A 20,085-nucleotide genomic window follows, 5' to 3' on the forward strand; every position below is an offset into this window, starting at 1 on the left:
TGGTAGCGGGAGCTGGATTTGAACCAACGACCTTCGGGTTATGAGCCCGACGAGCTACCAGACTGCTCCATCCCGCATCAACGTGCAAAAATTATATACAAAAGATGCGAACTTTTCAATCACAACCACATCATTCTGCATATTTGTTATCTGTTACTGAAAAATTGGTAGCGGGAGCTGGATTTGAACCAACGACCTTCGGGTTATGAGCCCGACGAGCTACCAGACTGCTCCATCCCGCATCAGCATACAAATAACGTTCAGCTTAATATTCTATCATTAAACTGCCTTTAAAGTTGCATCTTTAAAGGATTGGTAGCGGGGGCTGGATTTGAACCAACGACCTTCGGGTTATGAGCCCGACGAGCTACCAGACTGCTCCACCCCGCAACAACATGCAAATAATTCTTCTCAACTTAAATCAGATTTAAGCTGCCTTTTAAAAGTTTGCGTCTTTAAAAAAGGATTGATTGGTAGCGGGAGCTGGATTTGAACCAACGACCTTCGGGTTATGAGCCCGACGAGCTACCAGACTGCTCCATCCCGCAACAACAGAAGTTTTTTTAGCTGCATACACCAACTTATGTTCTGGATTATAAGTTGGTGCGGAAGGGGGGACTTGAACCCCCACGCCCGAAAGCACTACCACCTCAAGGTAGCGTGTCTACCAATTCCACCACCACCGCAGCTGTGACGCATTCTAGTCGCATCACTGAAAAAAAGAAAGGTTTAATTAAAATTATTCGGTCGTTTGTGGTGCAGTTGGTGAAGTTTCAACCGGTTGCGCAGGCGCAGTTGGTGCTGATTGAATTGACGATAAACTGTACGCATTCGTGGTTTGTTTCTTGGCAAGAATCGCCAAAGTAATACTGGTCACAAAGAACAATGCGGTAAAAACTGCCGTCAAACGGGTCATAAAATTACCCGAACCTGAGGCACCAAAGATCGTTGCCGCACCGCCGCCGCCAAATGATGCACCTGCATCCGCACCTTTACCATGCTGAACCAAAATCAAAACAATCATCAAAATCGCTAAGATAATATGTACTACCAGCACAAAAGTTTGCATGCTGAACTCCTAATTATTGTGTATTTGCAAATGCTTGAGCAATTTGATGGAACGACTCAGCATTGAGTGATGCACCACCCACCAATGCCCCGTTAATGTCAGGACAGGCTGCTAACTCTACTGCATTTTCCGGTTTTACACTACCACCATATAAAATCGCCATAGTCGCAGCATAACCTGTGATCTGGCTCAAACCCTGACGGATCTGGGCATGCATGGCTTGCGCATCTTCTGGAGAGGCAGTTTTACCGGTGCCAATGGCCCAGATTGGCTCATAGGCTATCACGATATTTTTCCACTGTTCGCCTGCAACCACAGTCGCGATATCACAAATCTGTTGCAGGACCACTGCTTCCGCCTGCCCTGCTTCACGCTGTTCCAGACTTTCACCAACGCAATAAATCACAGTCAAACCTGCATTTAAGGCATTCTTGATTTTAGCATTTAAAATCTGTGAACTTTCAGCAAAAATTTCACGACGTTCAGAGTGTCCGACTAATACAAAATGAATCTGGCTATCAGCCAATAATTCAGCACTTACTTCCCCGGTATAAGCACCTGTACCTGAAATACGTGATACATCTTGTGCTACGGTATATACAGGACGACTAGCAGAAGCAAATGCAGTTTGAATTTGAGTTAAGGCAAGGGTTGTCGGTGCCACACCCAAATGACATTTCTCTGTTGAAACTGGTGCAGACTCAAGCAAGTCTTTTAAATTCTGAACCAAAGCCTGGGCATCTGCCTGCATTGGATTCATTTTCCAGTTGCCCACCACCCAAGGGGTAATCGTCGAAACCGACATAAATAACCTATTTCACTGACATATCTTGAATTGGGCACATTCTACACGGAATTGTAAAATTTAAAGAATAGTTTTATTCATCCTATTTCTCAGTTTAGACTATTCAAAATGGTTATTTTTTGTTATCACTGAAAAAAATGTCCGGTTCTTCCGACCAGTTCAAGCTTTTACTGAATATCAGGAAGATTGCAGCATTCTCAGCTATGGTATTTTTGTATAACAAACGTATAATTTTAGAATAGCAAATTAAAAAAATTGAATTGATAGGCATTTGAAGCATGACAGCATTGCAGGGGTCACCAAGATTTACGGGGTTTATTCGTCGCCTGGTCGATGAAGGGGTATTATCGGCTGAAGATATGCGGACTGCTTTAGCCAATGCCAAACAGGAAAAAACAGATATCGTGGCCTATTTGGTCAGTCATCATAATCTTTCCCCTACTACCATCGCTGAAACGATCTCAGTAGAATTTGGTGAGCCTCTATTTGATATTGGCGCTTATGACCCGGGGCAAATCCTGCGTGAAGATATCGATGAAAAGCTGATCACCAAACATCGTATTCTGCCAATTTATAAGAACTCCAATGTTCTGTATATTGCCACGAGCAATCCAACCAATATCGAAGCAACGGATGCCATCCGCTTTGCGACTAAACTGAATATCGAAACCGTTATTGTTGAACACAATAAACTCGAAAAACTGATTGAGCAAAACTTTACTGAAGAAAGTACTTTTGATTTTGATGATGATTTCGATCTGGATGTAAATGTCGATACAGCTGATCCAACTCAAGAAGAAGATGAAAAAGAGAAGGGTGAAGAAGCCCCGATTGTTAAATATATTAATAAATTACTGATTGATGCCATTCGTATGGGCGCATCGGATTTACATTTTGAACCCTATGAAAAAATGTACCGGGTGCGCTATCGTGTCGATGGCGTTTTACGTCAGATTGCAACCCCGCCGCTACAACTTGCAAACCGTTTGGCGTCACGTTTAAAAGTTATGTCGCAAATGGACATTTCTGAGAAACGCGTGCCTCAAGACGGCCGTATTAAATTAAAGCTTTCAAAAAACAAAGCTATCGACTTCCGTGTTAACTCACTCCCTACCCTGTTTGGTGAAAAACTGGTTCTACGTATTCTAGATCCGTCTAGTGCCATGCTGGGAATTGATGCTTTGGGTTATGAACCTGAGCAGAAAGAGTTATTCATGGAAGCCTTAGATAAACCGCAAGGGATGTTACTGATTACCGGTCCTACTGGTTCCGGTAAAACCGTATCCCTTTATACGGGCTTAAACATCTTAAATCGTGAAGATACTAATATTTCTACTGCGGAAGACCCAGTCGAGATTAACCTGCAAGGGATTAATCAGGTGAACGTCAACCCTAAAGTAGGCCTGACGTTTGCAGCTGCTTTAAAATCCTTCTTGCGTCAGGATCCTGATATTGTCATGGTCGGTGAGATCCGTGATCTGGAAACAGCTGAAATTGCAATCAAGGCAGCGCAAACAGGTCATATGGTGATGTCAACTCTGCACACCAACAGTGCTCCAGAAACCTTGACCCGTTTACGTAATATGGGCGTCCCTTCTTTCAATATTGCGACCTCGGTCAATCTAGTGATTGCGCAGCGTCTGGCCCGTCGCTTGTGTTCACAATGTAAAAAAACAGCTGACATTCCAAAGCAAAGCTTACTGGAGATGGGCTTTACCGAAGCAGATTTACAAAGCCCTGAATTTCAGATTTATGAGCCAGTCGGCTGTAATGAATGTCGTGAAGGGTATAAGGGCCGGGTCGGTATTTACGAAGTCATGAAGGTCACACCTGAAATTTCAAGAATTATTATGGAAGATGGCAATGCCATTGAAATTGCTGAAGCTTCCGCACGGGCAGGATTTAACAATTTACGCCGATCAGGGTTAGTGAAGGTTATGCAGGGGGTGACTTCTTTACAGGAAGTCAATCGTGTAACCAGCGAATGATCGTGCTGAATATAAAATAAGGATAAAGCTATGGCAGCAGTAAAAAAAGGCCAGATGACACCGATCTTCAGTTATGAAGGGGTTGACCGCAAAGGCGCAAAGATCAAGGGGGAATTGCCGGCACGAAATATGGCCTTGGCAAAAGTGAACTTGCGCAAACAAGGCATTACGATCAAAACTATTCGAGAAAAGAAAAAAAATATTCTCGAAGGTTTGATGAAGAAAAAAGTTTCCACGCTGGATATCACCATCTTCACCCGTCAGTTAGCGACCATGATGAAAGCCGGGGTACCTTTAGTACAAGGCTTTGAAATTGTTGCAGAGAGTTTAGAAAATCCATCTATGCGCGAGGTTGTGCTTGGAATTAAAGGCGAAGTTGAAGGGGGGAATACTTTTGCCGGAGCATTACGAAAATACCCACAATATTTCGATAATCTATTCTGCTCTTTGGTCGAATCTGGCGAACAATCGGGTGCTCTGGAAACCATGCTGGATCGTGTCGCGATTTATAAAGAAAAAAGTGAGCTGTTAAAGCAAAAAATTAAAAAAGCCATGAAATATCCTATATCAGTAATTGTGGTTGCAATTATTGTGACGATTATTTTGATGGTGAAAGTTGTACCCGTATTTCAAGAACTTTTTCAAGGATTTGGTGCAGACCTGCCAGCCTTTACTCAGTTTGTTGTTAACTTGTCAAATTGGTTCCAGCAATACTGGTTCTTATTTATTCTTGGCATTGGAATTATTATTACTATATTTCTTGAAAGTAAAAAACGTAGTAAAAAATTTCGAGACTTGCTTGATAGAGCTGCACTTAAAGCTCCCATTTTTGGTGATCTGGTCTATAAAGCAATTATTGCCCGTTATAGCCGTACCCTAGCGACGACTTTTGCTGCCGGCGTACCATTAATTGATGCGCTTGAATCGACTGCTGGCGCGACCAATAACGTGGTCTATGAGGAGGCGGTCTTAAGAATCAAGGAAGATGTTGCGACGGGTCAACAACTTCAATTTGCCATGCGTGTCACCGATAAATTCCCTTCTATGGCCGTACAGATGGTTGCAATTGGTGAAGAATCTGGCGCACTAGATGCCATGCTGGATAAAGTTGCAACGCACTATGAAAACGAAGTTGACAATGCAGTAGATGGTTTAACCTCGATGATGGAACCTTTGATTATGGCGATCCTCGGGGTTCTTGTCGGTGGTTTAGTGATTGCGATGTATCTCCCAATCTTCCAAATGGGTTCAGTGGTTGGCTAATTTACAGGTTAAATATTTTGTTTATTAATGTTATTTCTTATTTTATTTCAAACCCAACTGCGCTTTATCTCGCAGTTGGGCTTTTTAGTCTCTGTATTGGCAGTTTTTTAAACGTTGTTATCTACCGCACCCCTAAAATAATGGAACAGGAATGGCGTACGGATTGCCAGCTGTTTTTGCATCCAGATCAGCCCATCATTGATGAAAGTAAAATTACTTTAAGCAAACCAGCTTCAACCTGCCCGAAATGTCAGACTCCTATTCGCTGGTATCAGAACATTCCGGTGATTAGCTGGATGTTATTACGTGGTAAATGTGGTAACTGTCAGAATCCAATCAGTATCCGCTATCCATTTATCGAACTTCTCACAGCTGCTTGTGCGCTGATAGTGGTGGCAGTATTCGGGCCTACCATACAGATGCTGTTTGGTCTGATTTTTACCTATATCCTGATTGCCCTCACCTTTATTGATTTCGATACCCAGTTATTACCCGATCGCTATACCCTGCCGCTGGCTGCACTCGGCCTGGGTATTAATAGTTATGCGATTTATACTCCCCCTGATTCTGCCATTTGGGGCTATATCATTGGCTTCTTATGCTTGTGGGTGGTGTACTATCTGTTTAAGCTGGTGACCGGCAAGGAAGGTATGGGCTATGGAGATTTCAAACTGTTAGCTGCCTTAGGTGCCTGGATGGGGCCTATGCTCCTACCACTCATTATATTATTGTCATCATTGGTGGGTGCGATTATTGGGATTATCCTGCTTAAAGTCCGTAAAGAAAACCAGCCCTTTGCCTTTGGCCCTTATATTGCCATTGCCGGCTGGATTGCCTTTTTATGGGGTGAACAGATCATGAAAATTTATTTAGGTCAGTAAAGTGAAATTTGTACTCGGTTTAACTGGTGGAATTGGCAGTGGCAAGTCTGCAGCCAGCCAATGGTTTGAAGCACAAGGAATTGCTGTCGTAGATGCAGATATTGTTGCTCGTGAAGTCGTCAATATCGGACAGCCAGCCCTGCAGCAAATTCGAGAAGTATTTGGTGATTGGGTCTTACTTCAGGATGGCTCATTGAATCGCCGTGCTTTACGTAACCATATTTTCCAGTCTCCAGAAGCACGAAAAACGCTGGAAAATATCACTCACCCTGCTATTCGCACTTCAATTATTCAACAGTTGCATGCAGCACAAAGTCCTTATGCGATTTTAGTTTCTCCCTTATTATTTGAAACCAATCAGCATGAACTGACACAACATACGTTATTAATTGATGCCGCTATTGAACTGCAAATTCAACGGGCTTCGCAGCGTGATGGACAAAATGTGGAGCAAATTCAGAAGATCATTGCCGCACAAATGCCGCGTGAACAAAAGTGTGCCATGGCTGATGATATTGTGCTGAATGATGGTGAGCTAGAACATCTTTATGCCCATCTCACGCCATTACATGAAAAATATCTTCAGATGGCTGCTCAAAATCATTAACCCGAACTTAGCTAAATTCAAAATAAAAAAAGTAGCCCTTTTAGGACTGCTTTTTTTGTTGTTCCAGTTTTTGGCTGAGACTGTCTTGATGCATCAACCAGCGCCAAGGCTGTATGGCACCAATTGCCATACCCACTAAGCCAGAGACAATCGCGAGACTTAGAGGCTCATTTAATAACGGTACAGCCAGTATGGCAGCAATAAATGGCGCTAGGGTCACAATACTGCCCGCTTTAAAAGCACCTAAACGTTTAATTGCTTCCACATAAGTTAGTGTCGCTATAATCACCACAAAAATACCGTGAAAGAGCACTTGGGAAGCCATCTGCCAAGGTTCAGCAGCATCCAGATGTTTGGGGAAGAATAGCAGATAAATTGGCACATAAACGATGGCTGACCAGATCGCTACACTGGCCATAGAATGCCAGGCAGATAGCTTCCATTGACGTAGCAGTACAGTGAATACACCCCACCACATTGCACTGATGAAAAATAGCAGATCGCCTAATCCCAAGGCCACACCGGACTCTCGGAACATCAGCCAACTCATACTGCCAATCGCAAGCAGCATAATCACCATACTGATCCAAGTATGTCGGTCAAATCCCTGTTTAAATAACACAAAAGCAGCCACTGCGGTACAAAGTGGAATACAGCCATTTAGAAATACGGCAGCATGAGCTGCAGGTGCATAATGGAAAGCCGTATAAGCAGTCAGGCAATACCCCACCCCGCCAATCATGGCTAAGAGAAAGGATTCCTTACTCCACAAAAAGGCTGTGTCCTTTTTATAAATCAGGACTGGCATCAGAATCAGAAAAGCCAATAGAAAACGTAATCCCACCAGATCCCAGGCACTAATCCCCCATTGGGCACTTAAGCGCGTACTTAAGGTAAAACCTCCCCAAATACACATGGTAATTAAGACAAAGGCATAACCTTGCGTTCGGGGAGACATAGACTTCTTCTTTAACAGTATTTATGAATAAACAATAAAAAGGACTTAAGCTTGACGCTGACGACAGGCTTCATAAAGAGCCATCCCTGTTGCCACGCTCACATTCAGACTTTGCAGATTGCCTGCCATCGGAATATAAACCGTCTGATCACATTGGCTTTGGGTAATTGGACGCAAACCGGTATCTTCCGCACCCATCACCACGCATACACCTGTTCCGGTAAAATCAAATTTCTGGATAGGTAAAGCTTTTTCATCCAGCATCGTACCAACCACACGTACATTAAATTCATCTTTGATTTGACCCAAAGTACGCGCCAGATTGGTCACCTGAATAAACTTCACTTTTTCTGCACCACCTGCTGCCACTTTACGTGCAGTTGGCGTTAGGCTTGCTGAACGGTCACGCGGTACAATCACAGCCGCTACACCCATCGCTGCGGCAGTACGAATACAAGCACCCAGATTATGCGGATCAGTTACCTGATCGAGTGCTAATAGAAGTACTTGAGAATCTTGCTTCAATAGATCTTCCAGATCCTTTTCATTTAAGGTTGGATGCGGACGAACTGCCGCCACAACGCCTTGGTGAAAAGGCAAACCTGCCAGTTTTTCCAGCTTGTCACGACTAGCCTGCTGGACACTAATGCCGAAAGGCTCAGCCAATTCCAGTACACGTTTCAGACGCTGATCATCACGGCCTTTCAGGGTAAAAAGAGTCAAGACACGTTCAGGCTCAAGCTCCAGCAGTGATTCTACTGAATGGACGCCATAATAATACTCAGGTTTAGCCATGAACGACCTCGAAAATAAATGGGGAAATAGGTAACAAAAGAAAAATCCTGCAAAGCCAACTTCACAGGATTCTGTATCAAGCTTAGTTTAACCGATTCAGAACAAAATTTCTTGATCGGTTACAGCTCATCTGTAGGTCTATTTAGCCTTCAAAATGGCAAACATAGTCCAGCACGTCATCAGTTTCGATTTTGAAACGGCTATTGCCTGGCACATAGAATGACTGACCCGCACGGAACAGTTCTTTCTCTTCACTGTCAGCGATTTGTACACGGCATTCACCTGAGATGATTTCCATACGCTCAGGCACATGTGTTTCAAAAGTTAATGCATTTTCTGAAGGTAAAATTACCCCTAAGGTTTTTTTAGTGCCATCTTCAAATTGCACCACATGGCTGATGCATAACCCGCCAAAATACACATTCGATTTTTTAAGTACTGATACATGATCAAACTGAGCTGACATGCCATTTCTCCAGATAAAGCATTTTGTAATATTTTGATTGCTGTAGTTTAAATGTGCACCCGCAACTAATCAATCGAAGTTTATCGGACTTGAATGAAATTATTGAGTGCCTCTGCTTGCCTTAATTCCAGCCTGTTTGAGCGATTTCGGCAGATCTTGGAAAATGTCGTGATTTTTCCCGCCATTTATAAGCAAAATATATTCCGACCTGATTTAATCTAAATTTCATGTATGTCAGAAAAATGAAAATATCTTTTGTAACTTCAGTGGCCTAATCTTGGTTCCTGTGACACAACATTCAAATAAGCGTGTATTAATCCCTGAAATTTAAGATAGAATGAAATCGATTTATCCTGATTTATAATAACAGCCGCGTTGCTAGACTGAAGCAACTGACATGCTATTTCATTCAAACTTTTCGCAGCCCGGATGCGTTTATGCTGACACATTTAACTCTGATCAATTTTGCTTTGGCCGAGCATCTTGCTATTGATATTGATAAAGGTTTTAACGTTCTTACTGGTGAAACCGGTGCAGGTAAATCCCTGTTACTGGATGCCCTATCTGCCTGTCTAGGTGAGCGAACCGATACCAATTATGTGCGTTATGGCACCGAAAAAGCGGATGTAACCGCAAGCTTTAGCTATCAGGAAGACAGCCCTGAGGCGAGCTGGTTAAAAGAGCATGAACTCGATGATGAGTCAGGAGAAATTCATTTACGCCGGGTGATCTTTGCCACTGGCCGCAGTAAGGCTTGGATCAATGGCCGGCCCAGCAGCCTGTCTGAACTGAAAGAAATTGGCCGACTACTGGTCCAGCTTTATAGCCAGCATAGCCAGCAGCAACTTCTAGAGCCACCTTATCCCAAACACTGGCTGGATCGCTATAGCAATTTTTATGCACCGGCTCAGGAAGTACGTGACGCTTATAGCACCTGGCATAAAAATATTCGCCAGCATCAGGCCGCGTTGGATGCACAAGCAACTCGTAAGCAACGTATGGAAACTCTGGAGCTGCAACTCGAAGAACTGGAAGAAGTCATCCAGACGGATTATCAGGAAATTGAGCAGGAATTTGACCGCCTTTCACATCATGAAGCCATCATGCAGGATTGTGTCTATAGCCTGAATGGCCTAGATGAAGGTGAACAGAATATTTCTCAGGAACTGGCTTCAATTTTACGCCGTATGGAATCGCATGCCGGTCGTAGCGAGCAACTTTCCCAGATTTACACTTCATTGCTGAATGCCCAAAGTGAACTCGAAGATGCGACGGCGACCTTACGCCAGTTTATGGATCGGCAAAGCTTTGATCCGGAACGTATGGAAGAACTGAATTCCAAACTGGAAGTGTTTCACCGTTTAGCACGCAAATACCGCACCCAGCCAGAATTGCTAAAAGAAGAATATGAGGCTTGGCAGGCTGAGCTTGAGCAGCTGCATCAGCTGGAAGATCCGGAAACTCTGGCTGAACAGGTCGAGGTCTCTTATCAGGAGTTTCTGAGCAAAGCACAACATCTGGATCAGATTCGCCGTGATGCGGCTGAACCGCTGGCGAAGAAACTGACCGAACAGGTGAAACAGCTCGCACTACCTGAAGCACATTTTGAATTTAAATTTGAGCCTTTGGAACATCCATCAAGTGAAGGTTTGAGTTTTATTCAGCTTCTGTTTACTGCCAACAAGGGCATTCCAGCCCAACCTCTGGCACGGGTGGCTTCAGGCGGTGAATTATCCCGTATTGCCTTGGTGATGCAGGTGATGAATGCAGAAAAAACCGAAGCTGAAGTATTGGTATTTGATGAAATCGATGTCGGGATCAGTGGCGGAACTGCGGAAATCGTGGGTCGCTTATTGGCTGATCTGGCACAGCATGTACAGATTCTATGTATTACCCATCAAGCGCAGGTAGCTGCACAGTCCGATCAGCATTTACTGGTGAAAAAACGCCAGACTGATCCAGCCAGCAGTACCATTATCAATCTGGAAGAAAGTGAAATTGTACAGGAACTTGCCCGTATGACGGGTGGCGTGGAAATTAATGAAACCACCTTGCAGCATGCACGTCAGTTAAGACAGTTAAAGTTTCAGCAAGCATGAATTATGCTTAATAAAAAATCCCTGACTAGTGCAGGGATTTTTTATGAACAGCTTTTAGTTTAAAACAACTTATAAAAAATTAATAAAAAATAAAGCACTCCGCTTTAAATATAAAATTTAATATTTTCTTCTATTTAATTAGGGTGTGTTGACACTTTTAGCTTAAAAAAATAGCGAAGTAGTAAAATCAAATCACCAAACCCAATTTTACTATTCGCTATGCCTCGTACCATGCTGACAGATCAACACTGGCAAAAGTTGAAAGTTATTCTGCGTAATTTATCCATTCACCACAACTCAAATTTACGCAATTTTATTGAAGCTATTCTCTATAGAATTAGAACAGGCTGTCCGTGGCGAGATATTCCTTCTTGTTTTGGTCATTCCAATTCTATTTTCAAACGTTTTAATCGTTGGTCAAGCAGCGGTAAGTTACTTAGATTATTCAAATTACTAGCCTCATGCCCCGATATGGAGTGGATTTTTATTGATGGCTCTCATGTACGTGCTCATCAACATTCTGCCGGCATAGCGAATCAATCTATTTCTAAAAGTGTAGGAGGAAACTCCTCAAAAATACATTTGATTGTTGATGCACATGGCAATCCTATTGATTTCATGATTACCGATGGAACCACACATGATGTTAAAGTTGCGCCTGATTTAATATCAACATTAGATTTAAAAGAGACAAAAGTGGTATGTGCAGATAAAGGCTATGATTCAGAACCACTGCGTGAACAGATCAGGAAAACAGGGACTAAAGCGAATATACCAAAGAAAACGAATAGCCAATCGAACAATGACCATATGGACTGGTATTTATATAAAATCAGGCATTTAGTTGAAAATATGTTTTGTAGATTAAAGCAATTTAGAGGAATAGCTACTCGATATGACAAGCTCAAAAGAAATTATCAAAGTTCTGTTGCCTTAGTCTGTATATTTTTATGGCTACCGTTATAGGGTTAATTATGAACAGTAAGTGTCAACAGACCCTATTTAGTTTGATTATTAAACAATTAAAAATATATAAACTTATTCCTTCTTAAATTTATTTTATATTCTTAGTCGATAATAAATAAGCCCGAGAATTTACCATTCAATAAAATAAAACTAATTTTATTGATTTATTGAAAAAATAAAAAAAATACCTATTTGTAGTTTTTTTATACCCAGTATCTACAAAGCTAAGTTGTCAGTGATACATTTTTGTGGGATAAGTAAATAAAGGAATAGACAATTTGCAAATTGAAAATCCAGTCTTTTGCCCTGATAAATCATCTACCACGATCACAAACGATATAGACTTTTGGAGAGCCGCTCAGGTGACTAAACAATATCTGACTCATCGTTGTCTGATTGCGCCACCCCATGCAAGTGACGATTTTTTTGCGCATACGGTCATTTATTTGGCCCGTCATGATGAAGATGGTGCTCAAGGGATCATTATTAACCGCCCTGCTGGTATTCAAATTAAAGAATTGCTGAATGATCTGGATATTGAGGCGGATAATGTCAATCCCCATGAAGTGTTGCAAGGTGGACCTTTGCGACCTGAGGCCGGTTTTGTCCTGCATACCGGTCAGCCGACCTGGCATTCTTCTATTGCTGTGGGTGAAAATGTTTGTATTACCACATCTAAAGATATTCTGGATGCGATTGCGCATAATGAAGGCGTAGGCCGCTATCAGATCGCCTTGGGTTATGCGAGCTGGGGCAAACATCAGCTTGAAGAAGAGATTGCCCGGGGTGACTGGCTGATCTGTGAATCCGATATGGACCTGATTTTTAACTTACCTTATAACGACCGCTGGGATGCTGCCTATAAAAAAATGGGCGTAGACCGAACCTGGTTATCTTCCGAGATTGGACATGCCTGATGTAAACGCGCCAAACACCATTATGGCGTTTGATTTTGGTACACAGAAAATGGGAATGGCAGTCGGCCAATCCCTGATTGAAAGTGCCAATCCCCTCCCTTTATTTCCCATGAAAGATGGGATCCCGAACTGGGATGAGTTACTGAAAATCGTAAAAATTTATCAGCCAGGCTTATTTTTAGTTGGTCTGCCACTGAATATGGATGATAGTGAATCTGAACTGTCGACACGGGCACGTAAATTTGCCCGCCGTTTACGTCATCAGACCAATATTGAAACCTTGATGGTGGATGAACGCCTGACCACTCGTGAAGCACGGGATGAACTGGATCATTATCAGGCACAAGGTCGCGGCAAAAAATTGTCTGCGGACAGTATTGCTGCTGCCCTCTTGATTGAAAGCTGGTATAGGCATCCGGCTGGACTGCAACCCTAAATTTCTTTTAAATATAAGCAATAGCATCTTTCGAGATGCTATTTTTTTTGAATTGAAGAATCTCTTTTTTAGTTCATTGGGGTACTTTTAATCTAAAAACAATAGAGTGCCTTCATCAATCATTTTTTAATTATTCAACAATGAGCAAAGAAACTCCCTTATCCTAATTTCTCCCTGAGAGAAAGAACTTTAAATACGAATGGACTAATATTTTTTATTTTATGAAGAGATTTAACTAAGGAAAAAAATAACGAAAGGTCAGGTTAATTCTAGGTTCTAAAACCCGAGTCGTTTTCCGGATACAATGTTTCCAGTAGTGTTGGGTCTGTCCTCGCATCACAATCAACTGACCACTTTGTAAAAGCAGATCTACTGTTTCATTCTCTGTTTTGTGTTTAAAGCTCATCTTGCGGGTTGCCCCCAAACTGAGGGATGCAATCACATTTTCCTGTGACGTTCCCTGATATAAAGCCGCTTCATCATCACTATGCCAGCCCAGACCTTGCGAACCATCTTCATATAAATTGGCCAGACAGGAATTAAAGGAATGGCCCACTAATTTTTCAATATACTGCTTTAACCGAAATAGCCCCGGTGTCCAGATATGGGCTTGTTTGGAACTTCCGGAATAATGATATTGATAGTGTTCATCGCCATACCAGACGACTTTTCGCCCAGTAATATAATGCTTGCCAAATAAAGTGACTTCATCCGCTTGCCAGGCCAGATGAGCTAAAAAATGCTGTAAATATTGCTGGCTCTGCTGCTCATTTAAAATCTGGCCATAATCCTCTACCACCCCATCAAAGGGTAATAAATTCATTTGAGGTTCTGGCGCAAACAGGTCCAAAGTCATTTTAAAATCAGTCTAAAAATTTCAGTATCTTGCTGAAAAGATTGAGACTTATCCAGAGAAATTACAATCTAATTTCACAAATAAATACAACATTTACTCTTGTGAGTACCTTTATTCCTGCCTAGACTAAATTCAACTTTGACAATAAAAATAATTGCTTATGAATTTATGGCAGCTGTTTTTAAAACTTCGTCCCTTTGTCAGCCCTTATCGGCTCCTGGTGATTGCGACCCTCATTCTGACCCTGATCGGTTCCTTTACTGCTCAGGTCAATGCACTGACCCTGCAATATGCAGTCGATAGCATCAATGCACTGCTGGAACAAGGACAAGGGCTAGATGAAGGCTGGCATATCCTGATCACTATCTCTGCCATTTTACTCGGTAAGGAAGTGGTGAATGCGCTGGTACAGTTTGGGCAGAAGTTTTATGGAGAAAAGCTGCGGATTTTTATTTCCCAAGATCTGGCTCAAGGCATTATTGAAAAGTTTTTAAAGTATCGGCTGGCATTTTTTAATCAGGATAATAATCAGGCCGGAAAATTGCAGACCCGGATCGACCGCGGAATTGGCTCCCTCACCCGACTGGTCCAGATCTTTTTCATTGATATTTTTCCTCTATTTACCAGTGCAATTGTCGCGCTCGGATTGATGTACTATGCCAATTTTTATGTCGGGCTGGTCGCCACAGCGATTGTACCGATCTACTTCTGGCTCACCTATAAACAGGCACAAAAACTTGGTGGATGGCGCCGTAGTCTGAGAGATGGCCGGGAAAAAAAGAGCCAAGGGATTCTCAGTATCATCAATTCAATTACAGTCATCAAATCCTTTAACCGGGAATCAATTGAATCAGACAAGCAGCTGAGCTTGCAGCGTGAACTGACCGATAACCAGATGAAAACCCGGCAAACTAGCTTCCTGTTTGATGGCTTAAAAACCTTTATTGAACAGATCGGCATAGTCCTGATTATTATTCTGACCTCCTATTTTGTACTGGATGGCCAGATGAGTATCGGCATGATCATGTACCATGTGCTGCTCTTTAATAACGTCTCTGCCCCGATTCGCTCGTTGCACCGGATTTATGATGAAGTGAATGATGCCATGATCTATTCAGAAAGCTTCTTTAATATTCTGGAAGCGGATGCTGAAATTGAGCAAAGCGGACAGCAAAAACCGCCAGTTAAAGGCCGATTTGAGCTAAGTGGCGTGAATTTTTATTATCCAAATGGGCATCATGCTTTAAAAGATATCAATATGGAGATTCGTCCCAATACCATTACCGCACTGGTAGGGTTATCTGGTGCTGGTAAATCAACCTTGATCAGTCTGCTCGATAAATTTTATGAACCACAGGAAGGCCAGATCAAGCTGGATGGGATCGACTTAAAAGATTATGACACTCAATATCTGCGTGATCATATCGGATTAGTGCTACAAAAAAACCATATTTTTCAGGGCACGATTTTTGACAATATCCGTTATGGTAAAACCAATGCCAGTATGGATGAGGTGATTGCAGCTGCTCAAAAAGCCTCGATTCATGAACAGATTTTACAGCTACCGGATGGCTATGATTCCGATGCCCTGCAACTGTCCGGCGGTCAGCAACAGCGGATTGCCATCGCACGGATGTTCCTGAAAAACCCACCGATTATTTTTCTGGACGAGCCGACGGCAAGCCTGGATGCCATTGCGACAGAACAGATCAAACAGAGTCTGGATCAGATCAAGCAAGGCCGTACCGTGATTATCATTTCGCATAGCCTGTCTCAAATTATTGATGCAGACTATACCTATGTGATGAAAGAAGGTTGTATTGCCGAACACGGTGAACATGATGCGCTTTATCATCAGGACGGCGTATATAAGGAAATTTTTGATGCGATGGCGAAGAGCCTGAATATTGAAAAAATTGCCAAGACTTTTGAAGATGATGCAGAGGAAGAAACGCATAGTTAGCTCTTCATTCAACTATCTCTAAAAAAGAAAAGCGGTCTTTAAAGACCGCTTAAAATCAAGATTCATTATCCAGTGCTAAAACTGCATAATCCATTCACCCCTGATATAACGATAATCGTAATTCGGGCCATAGAAAGAAGCACTGCGGTTATAGCCGGCATTCATCCGCAGAAATTGCGAGCCACGAACAGGACTTTGTAGGTTGAGTTCGAATAATCGGGTAGACTGGCTCGGATCCTGATTGATTTTTTCTCGGCCAAAGCCTGCCGTTAAGCCTGCAGACCAGCCAGCGAAACGCTGACGCCAACCGAGAGCGAACATCGATTCTTGATAATCTTCTGGGTTGAAGTACTCTCTACCCACATTAAAATACTGGGATGCTTAATAAATGCTTCAATCATGCCACGAGCCCAACGCTGACGCTGTTTAACAAACACTTTAAGCGTCGTCGGTGCATTGGTAAACAGGCAGGCATCCTCACAATGGCCAATCCGATAACCTGCATTTAACAAGGCCCAGGTCAGCACAATATCTTCACCTACACATTCAGGCCAGCCGCCGACTTCAATCAGGGCATTACGGTCATAAATAGAGAAAGCACCTTGCGCTACCAGAGTTCCCTGATAAAGAGATTGTAGGCGTTTGGTTGCCGAGATACCCAGAAAATAATCCCATTCCTGAGTTTTGGTCAGCAGATTGGTACGCGAATTACGTACCAGAATTTTACCTGCAACCGCACGTGTATTTGGAGGATCTGCCACATAGCGCTCAACAATATTAATCAGAGCAATACGATGGAGATAAGAATCCGCATCGACGGTAATTACCAGATCATGTTCCGCAAGTTTCAGACCTTCGTTTAAGGCGTGCGCCTTCCCTGCATTTTGCTTTAAATCCAGTAAAGTCAGCCAGGGAAATCTTGATTCTGCTTTGCGAACAATCTCTGCGGTTTCATCCTGAGAGCCATCATTAATCACAATAACCTGTAATTTTCCCGGATATTTTTGCTGGTTAATACTGACCAAAGTGTCTTCAATTGACGCGGCTTCATTGTAAGCAGCCACCAACATGGTAATCCCTGGATAAACTGCTAATGGCTGGCGTTTAGGGCGTCTGTCCATCATCAGGCTGAATGCCGCAAATGAGTTCATAAATCCTGGAATAATGGCAATACCATAAATCAGAAAAATAGCCCAAAAGTAACCAACATAAGTGCTCAAATCATGCAACCAGTCCTGAGCAATCCAGATGGAAAATACGGTCCAAAAACATGCACCCATTAACGCGATCACAAACTTTAACTGCACAGAAAAGTAAATTCGGGAAGCTTCTCTTTGACTTTCATCAATGATCATGAATTTTCTCTTAAATATATAATTTCACTGAGTAAATTAATGCAGGGTTAGGTTTAGACCAGAAGTATGTGACTGATAACAAAAGAGCTTCGTTTTTCTTTCTTATCTATTGGTTTGATGAGCACATGAAAAAATCTTTTCACTTTCTGAAAATAATTCCATTTTCATAAATCAACCCGCATTTTGCTAAATTATATACAACTTTTGTATGTTTTTTGATAAATAGTTCACATTTCTTTTAATTAAATTTATAAAGCTTATTAGTAATTGTTATTTACGTGATTTTTCTCATATTAATATTAGGGAACGCCTATCCTATCTAGCTTTCACAATATCAAGAACATATTTTTGAAATAAAAAAGCCTGCACGATGCAGGCTTTTTACTATTATTTAGTTTTAATTAACGCTGAAATTTTTGCTCAATTTCTTCGACACTGCTATGCCGTACATCCAGGCCCTTGACCATATAAATGACCTGTTCCGAAATATTACGTGCATGATCTCCAATGCGTTCCAGTGAGCGTAGCACCCAAAGCACATTGATCACCCGACTAATATGCCGTGGATCTTCAATCATATAGGTCATTAAGGTACGGGTAGCGGACTGATATTCCCGGTCAATATCGGCATCGGCCTGCATCACGCGCAGCGCTTGGTCTACATCCAGACGGGCAAAGGCATCCAATGCATCATGAATCATCACTCGAACCTGGTTACCAATATGTCGGGTTTCCATATAACCGCGTGGTGAACCACCCTCTTCACACAAGGTTTGGGCAATACGAGCAATTTTCGATGCTTCATCTCCAATCCGTTCCAGATCGGTATTGGCCTTGGACATGGCAAGCACCATACGCAGATCAATGGCAGCGGGATGACGGCGAGCCAAAATCAGGGTGAGTGCCTCATCAATTTCACTTTCCAGACGGTTCACGGTGTTGTCCTGAAACTGCACCTCAACCGCCATGGCAGCATCTGTATCCAGCAGTGCATGAATGGCATTCGCTACCTGCTGTTCTACCATGCCGCCCATGGTCATGAACTTGGTATTTACATCCTGCAATTCTTCATTGAATTGCGAAGAAATGTGATGAGTGAGCACAGGATTATTGGGACTCAAGGAAATCTACTCCTGAACAGGAAAAGGCAAGAACACATCATGAAATATCATTAAAGCATGACCATCATGAAAGTTTGATGACAACTTGTTAGCCTTCTTTAAGAACGGTCATATTCAATGAGCCAGGCATTCATCTCTGCCAGTTCTTTTTCTGTCAATTGTCCTACCGAAGCCTGTAATTGCAGTACATGCAGCAAATAATCATATTTGGCATTCAGATAATCGGTTTTGGCAGAGAAGGCATTGCGCTGCGCCAATAATACATCCACCATGGTTTTTAAACCTTCCTGATATTGAGCTCTGGAAGCTTGAGACACAATATCTGAAGACTGCATCGCTGCTTTACGTGCATTCAGTTTGGCCTCATCCGTTTCTACCTGCAGATAAGACTGTTTAACATCAGTATTAGCTTTGCGAATGGCGGCATCCAGTTGGGCTTCACTTCTCTGTACGTTCACGCCCGCCTGACGAATACTCTTTTGGGTTCGCCCCCCGGTAAACAGATTCCAGTTGACCTCGACGCCAATCTGGTCAAAATCACCATTGGTTGATAACACTGTTTCAGGAGTCTGCTTTAAATAGCCATAGGTTCCGACGGCTTCAACCTGAGGATAGAGAGCCGCCTGCTCTACCCGCTTGGCATCTTCCGAATAGCGTTTCTGCAAACGGGCCTGTAGAATTTCCAGATTCTGGTTTTGTGCCAGTTCGGTCCAGGAACCGATATTACTCGGAACAGGTTTCTGAAACTGGAAATCCTCACGCAGAACCGCCAGATTTTCCTGATAAGGTCCAATCAGCTGTGCCAACTGTTCCTGAGCTAGAACCAACTGCACCTGTGTAGAAATTCGGTTGGCCTGAGCACTCTGATATTGGGCATTGGCTTCACTGACATCACTTCTCGCCACGAGTCCTTCTCGAAGTTTGGCATTCATCATCCTTAACTGTTCTGATAAAGCTTGCTCTTCTTGCAGATAAGCCGTAGTTAAAGACTGCTGACGTAAAACATTAAAATAGGCTTCTGCCACCTGCAAAATATGCTGCTGCTTTTGCAGACGTAAATTAACTTCGCTGAGTTCTACCGAGGTTTTGACCTGCTTATAACCCTGCCAGGCATCCCAACGAAATAGTGGCTGACGTGCAGTGACTGCAATCTGACGTGTAGTCGTACTCGAACCTTGTAATTCTCCAAATTCGGCAGGCAAACCTTCTATCGATGAATTATCGGCAGATTGGTTTTTACGGGTCATATTTCCAGATAAAGTCACAGTCGGCAATAAATTTCCGCTGGCAATGCCCAGGTTGAGCTGATCCGACTGGTATTGCAACAGATTCGCCTGCCAGTTCGGATCATTCTGCTGGGCACGCTGATAAGCTTCAAGCAGATCCAGCGCAAACAGTGTCGGACTGGCACCCAATAAACAGGCACTGACGATGAGTTTTAATTTCATTTTATAGTTTTCACCCCTACAGCCATTTAAATCATCAGATTAAGGCGCATTAAACCCAGCAATACTAAAGATTTCTTTTGATTTTTTACGTA

General features: G+C 42.6%; 18 protein-coding genes, 5 tRNA genes and 1 pseudogene. 9 read left to right on the forward strand and 15 right to left on the reverse strand.

The window, feature by feature from the left end:
* From AC4MBN_RS13130 to tpiA, 7 genes are all read right to left on the reverse strand, one after another.
* A tRNA-Met gene (locus AC4MBN_RS13130) sits at window positions 1–77 on the reverse strand.
* A gap of 88 nt (window positions 78–165) precedes the next feature.
* Window positions 166–242: transfer RNA gene (locus AC4MBN_RS13135), tRNA-Met, on the reverse strand.
* Between the two features lie 71 nt (window positions 243–313).
* Window positions 314–390 (reverse strand) — tRNA-Met (locus tag AC4MBN_RS13140).
* An 81-nt stretch (window positions 391–471) separates the two neighbouring features.
* A tRNA-Met gene (locus tag AC4MBN_RS13145) sits at window positions 472–548 on the reverse strand.
* A gap of 53 nt (window positions 549–601) precedes the next feature.
* A tRNA-Leu gene (locus AC4MBN_RS13150) sits at window positions 602–686 on the reverse strand.
* A 53-nt stretch (window positions 687–739) separates the two neighbouring features.
* Window positions 740–1,069 carry a preprotein translocase subunit SecG gene (gene secG, locus AC4MBN_RS13155; RefSeq protein WP_159122712.1) on the reverse strand — a complete coding sequence of 110 codons (330 nt, stop codon included), beginning with the start codon at window positions 1,067–1,069 and terminating at the stop codon, window positions 740–742.
* Window positions 1,070–1,082: 13 nt separating this feature from the next.
* Window positions 1,083–1,874, reverse strand: a complete 792-nt coding sequence (gene tpiA, locus AC4MBN_RS13160; RefSeq protein ID WP_419364007.1) for a triose-phosphate isomerase — start codon at window positions 1,872–1,874, stop codon at window positions 1,083–1,085.
* A 278-nt stretch (window positions 1,875–2,152) separates the two neighbouring features.
* Here tpiA and pilB point away from each other — a divergent pair, with 278 nt between their 5' ends.
* Genes pilB through coaE form a run of 4 tightly spaced genes read left to right on the forward strand, consistent with a single transcriptional unit; the run spans window position 2,153 to window position 6,613 of the window.
* The gene (gene pilB / locus AC4MBN_RS13165) at window positions 2,153–3,862 is read left to right on the forward strand and encodes a type IV-A pilus assembly ATPase PilB (RefSeq protein WP_419364005.1); all 1,710 of its coding nucleotides are present in this window, start codon (window positions 2,153–2,155) and stop codon (window positions 3,860–3,862) included.
* Between the two features lie 30 nt (window positions 3,863–3,892).
* Window positions 3,893–5,125 (forward strand): type II secretion system F family protein, encoded by a 1,233-nt coding sequence (locus AC4MBN_RS13170; protein ID WP_419364003.1) that lies wholly within the window; start codon window positions 3,893–3,895, stop codon window positions 5,123–5,125.
* Between the two features lie 17 nt (window positions 5,126–5,142).
* Entirely contained in the window at window positions 5,143–6,006 is an 864-nt protein-coding gene (locus tag AC4MBN_RS13175; protein ID WP_491880341.1) for a prepilin peptidase, read from the forward strand.
* Window position 6,007: 1 nt separating this feature from the next.
* Complete coding sequence (gene coaE / locus AC4MBN_RS13180) at window positions 6,008–6,613, forward strand: dephospho-CoA kinase (protein WP_419374545.1); 606 nt, start codon at window positions 6,008–6,010, stop codon at window positions 6,611–6,613.
* A 40-nt stretch (window positions 6,614–6,653) separates the two neighbouring features.
* Here coaE and AC4MBN_RS13185 read toward each other — a convergent pair whose 3' ends face one another.
* The 3 genes from AC4MBN_RS13185 to ppnP form a co-directional block, all read right to left on the reverse strand.
* Window positions 6,654–7,571, reverse strand: a complete 918-nt coding sequence (locus tag AC4MBN_RS13185) for a DMT family transporter (RefSeq protein WP_491880342.1) — start codon at window positions 7,569–7,571, stop codon at window positions 6,654–6,656.
* Window positions 7,572–7,616: 45 nt separating this feature from the next.
* Window positions 7,617–8,366 carry a 23S rRNA (guanosine(2251)-2'-O)-methyltransferase RlmB gene (gene rlmB / locus AC4MBN_RS13190; protein ID WP_005233526.1) on the reverse strand — a complete coding sequence of 250 codons (750 nt, stop codon included), beginning with the start codon at window positions 8,364–8,366 and terminating at the stop codon, window positions 7,617–7,619.
* A gap of 142 nt (window positions 8,367–8,508) precedes the next feature.
* A complete protein-coding gene (gene ppnP / locus AC4MBN_RS13195) occupies window positions 8,509–8,832 on the reverse strand; it encodes a pyrimidine/purine nucleoside phosphorylase (RefSeq protein ID WP_004787221.1) in 324 nt (107 codons plus the stop codon).
* Between the two features lie 437 nt (window positions 8,833–9,269).
* Between ppnP and recN the strand changes: the two genes are divergently transcribed.
* The 4 genes and pseudogenes from recN (at window position 9,270) to ruvX (ending at window position 13,250) form a co-directional block, all read left to right on the forward strand.
* Window positions 9,270–10,931, forward strand: coding sequence for a DNA repair protein RecN (gene recN, locus AC4MBN_RS13200; protein ID WP_491880343.1), 1,662 nt, complete (start codon window positions 9,270–9,272; stop codon window positions 10,929–10,931).
* 219 nt (window positions 10,932–11,150) lie between these two features.
* A pseudogene (locus tag AC4MBN_RS13205) lies at window positions 11,151–11,916 on the forward strand (IS5-like element ISAba31 family transposase).
* 343 nt (window positions 11,917–12,259) lie between these two features.
* Entirely contained in the window at window positions 12,260–12,814 is a 555-nt protein-coding gene (locus tag AC4MBN_RS13210; RefSeq protein ID WP_004787233.1) for a YqgE/AlgH family protein, read from the forward strand.
* Window positions 12,807–13,250, forward strand: a complete 444-nt coding sequence (gene ruvX, locus AC4MBN_RS13215; protein ID WP_180031547.1) for a Holliday junction resolvase RuvX — start codon at window positions 12,807–12,809, stop codon at window positions 13,248–13,250. Before AC4MBN_RS13210 ends, ruvX begins: the two co-directional genes overlap by 8 nt.
* A gap of 235 nt (window positions 13,251–13,485) precedes the next feature.
* On the opposite strand, the gene AC4MBN_RS13220 is transcribed toward ruvX, so the two are convergent.
* A complete protein-coding gene (locus AC4MBN_RS13220; RefSeq protein ID WP_180003825.1) occupies window positions 13,486–14,106 on the reverse strand; it encodes an alpha-ketoglutarate-dependent dioxygenase AlkB family protein in 621 nt (206 codons plus the stop codon).
* Window positions 14,107–14,266: 160 nt separating this feature from the next.
* On the opposite strand from AC4MBN_RS13220, the gene AC4MBN_RS13225 reads away from it, so the two are divergent.
* Window positions 14,267–16,069 carry an ABC transporter ATP-binding protein gene (locus tag AC4MBN_RS13225; RefSeq protein WP_180015031.1) on the forward strand — a complete coding sequence of 601 codons (1,803 nt, stop codon included), beginning with the start codon at window positions 14,267–14,269 and terminating at the stop codon, window positions 16,067–16,069.
* A gap of 75 nt (window positions 16,070–16,144) precedes the next feature.
* Here the strand turns inward: AC4MBN_RS13225 and AC4MBN_RS13230 are convergent, their stop codons facing one another.
* From AC4MBN_RS13230 to abuO, 4 genes are all read right to left on the reverse strand, one after another.
* Window positions 16,145–16,390, reverse strand: coding sequence for a hypothetical protein (locus AC4MBN_RS13230; protein ID WP_419374551.1), 246 nt, complete (start codon window positions 16,388–16,390; stop codon window positions 16,145–16,147).
* Window positions 16,339–17,424: a glycosyltransferase family 2 protein gene (locus tag AC4MBN_RS13235; protein ID WP_491880344.1), complete on the reverse strand. Its 1,086-nt coding sequence runs from the start codon at window positions 17,422–17,424 to the stop codon at window positions 16,339–16,341. Before AC4MBN_RS13235 ends, AC4MBN_RS13230 begins: the two co-directional genes overlap by 52 nt.
* A 401-nt stretch (window positions 17,425–17,825) precedes the next feature.
* Window positions 17,826–18,545 (reverse strand): phosphate signaling complex protein PhoU, encoded by a 720-nt coding sequence (gene phoU / locus AC4MBN_RS13240; RefSeq protein WP_491880345.1) that lies wholly within the window; start codon window positions 18,543–18,545, stop codon window positions 17,826–17,828.
* Window positions 18,546–18,643: 98 nt separating this feature from the next.
* Window positions 18,644–19,993 carry a multidrug efflux outer membrane protein AbuO gene (abuO, locus tag AC4MBN_RS13245; protein WP_419363964.1) on the reverse strand — a complete coding sequence of 450 codons (1,350 nt, stop codon included), beginning with the start codon at window positions 19,991–19,993 and terminating at the stop codon, window positions 18,644–18,646.
* Window positions 19,994–20,085: the final 92 nt, after the last annotated feature.

The organism is Acinetobacter sp. CAU_H_60 (assembly GCF_058599385.1).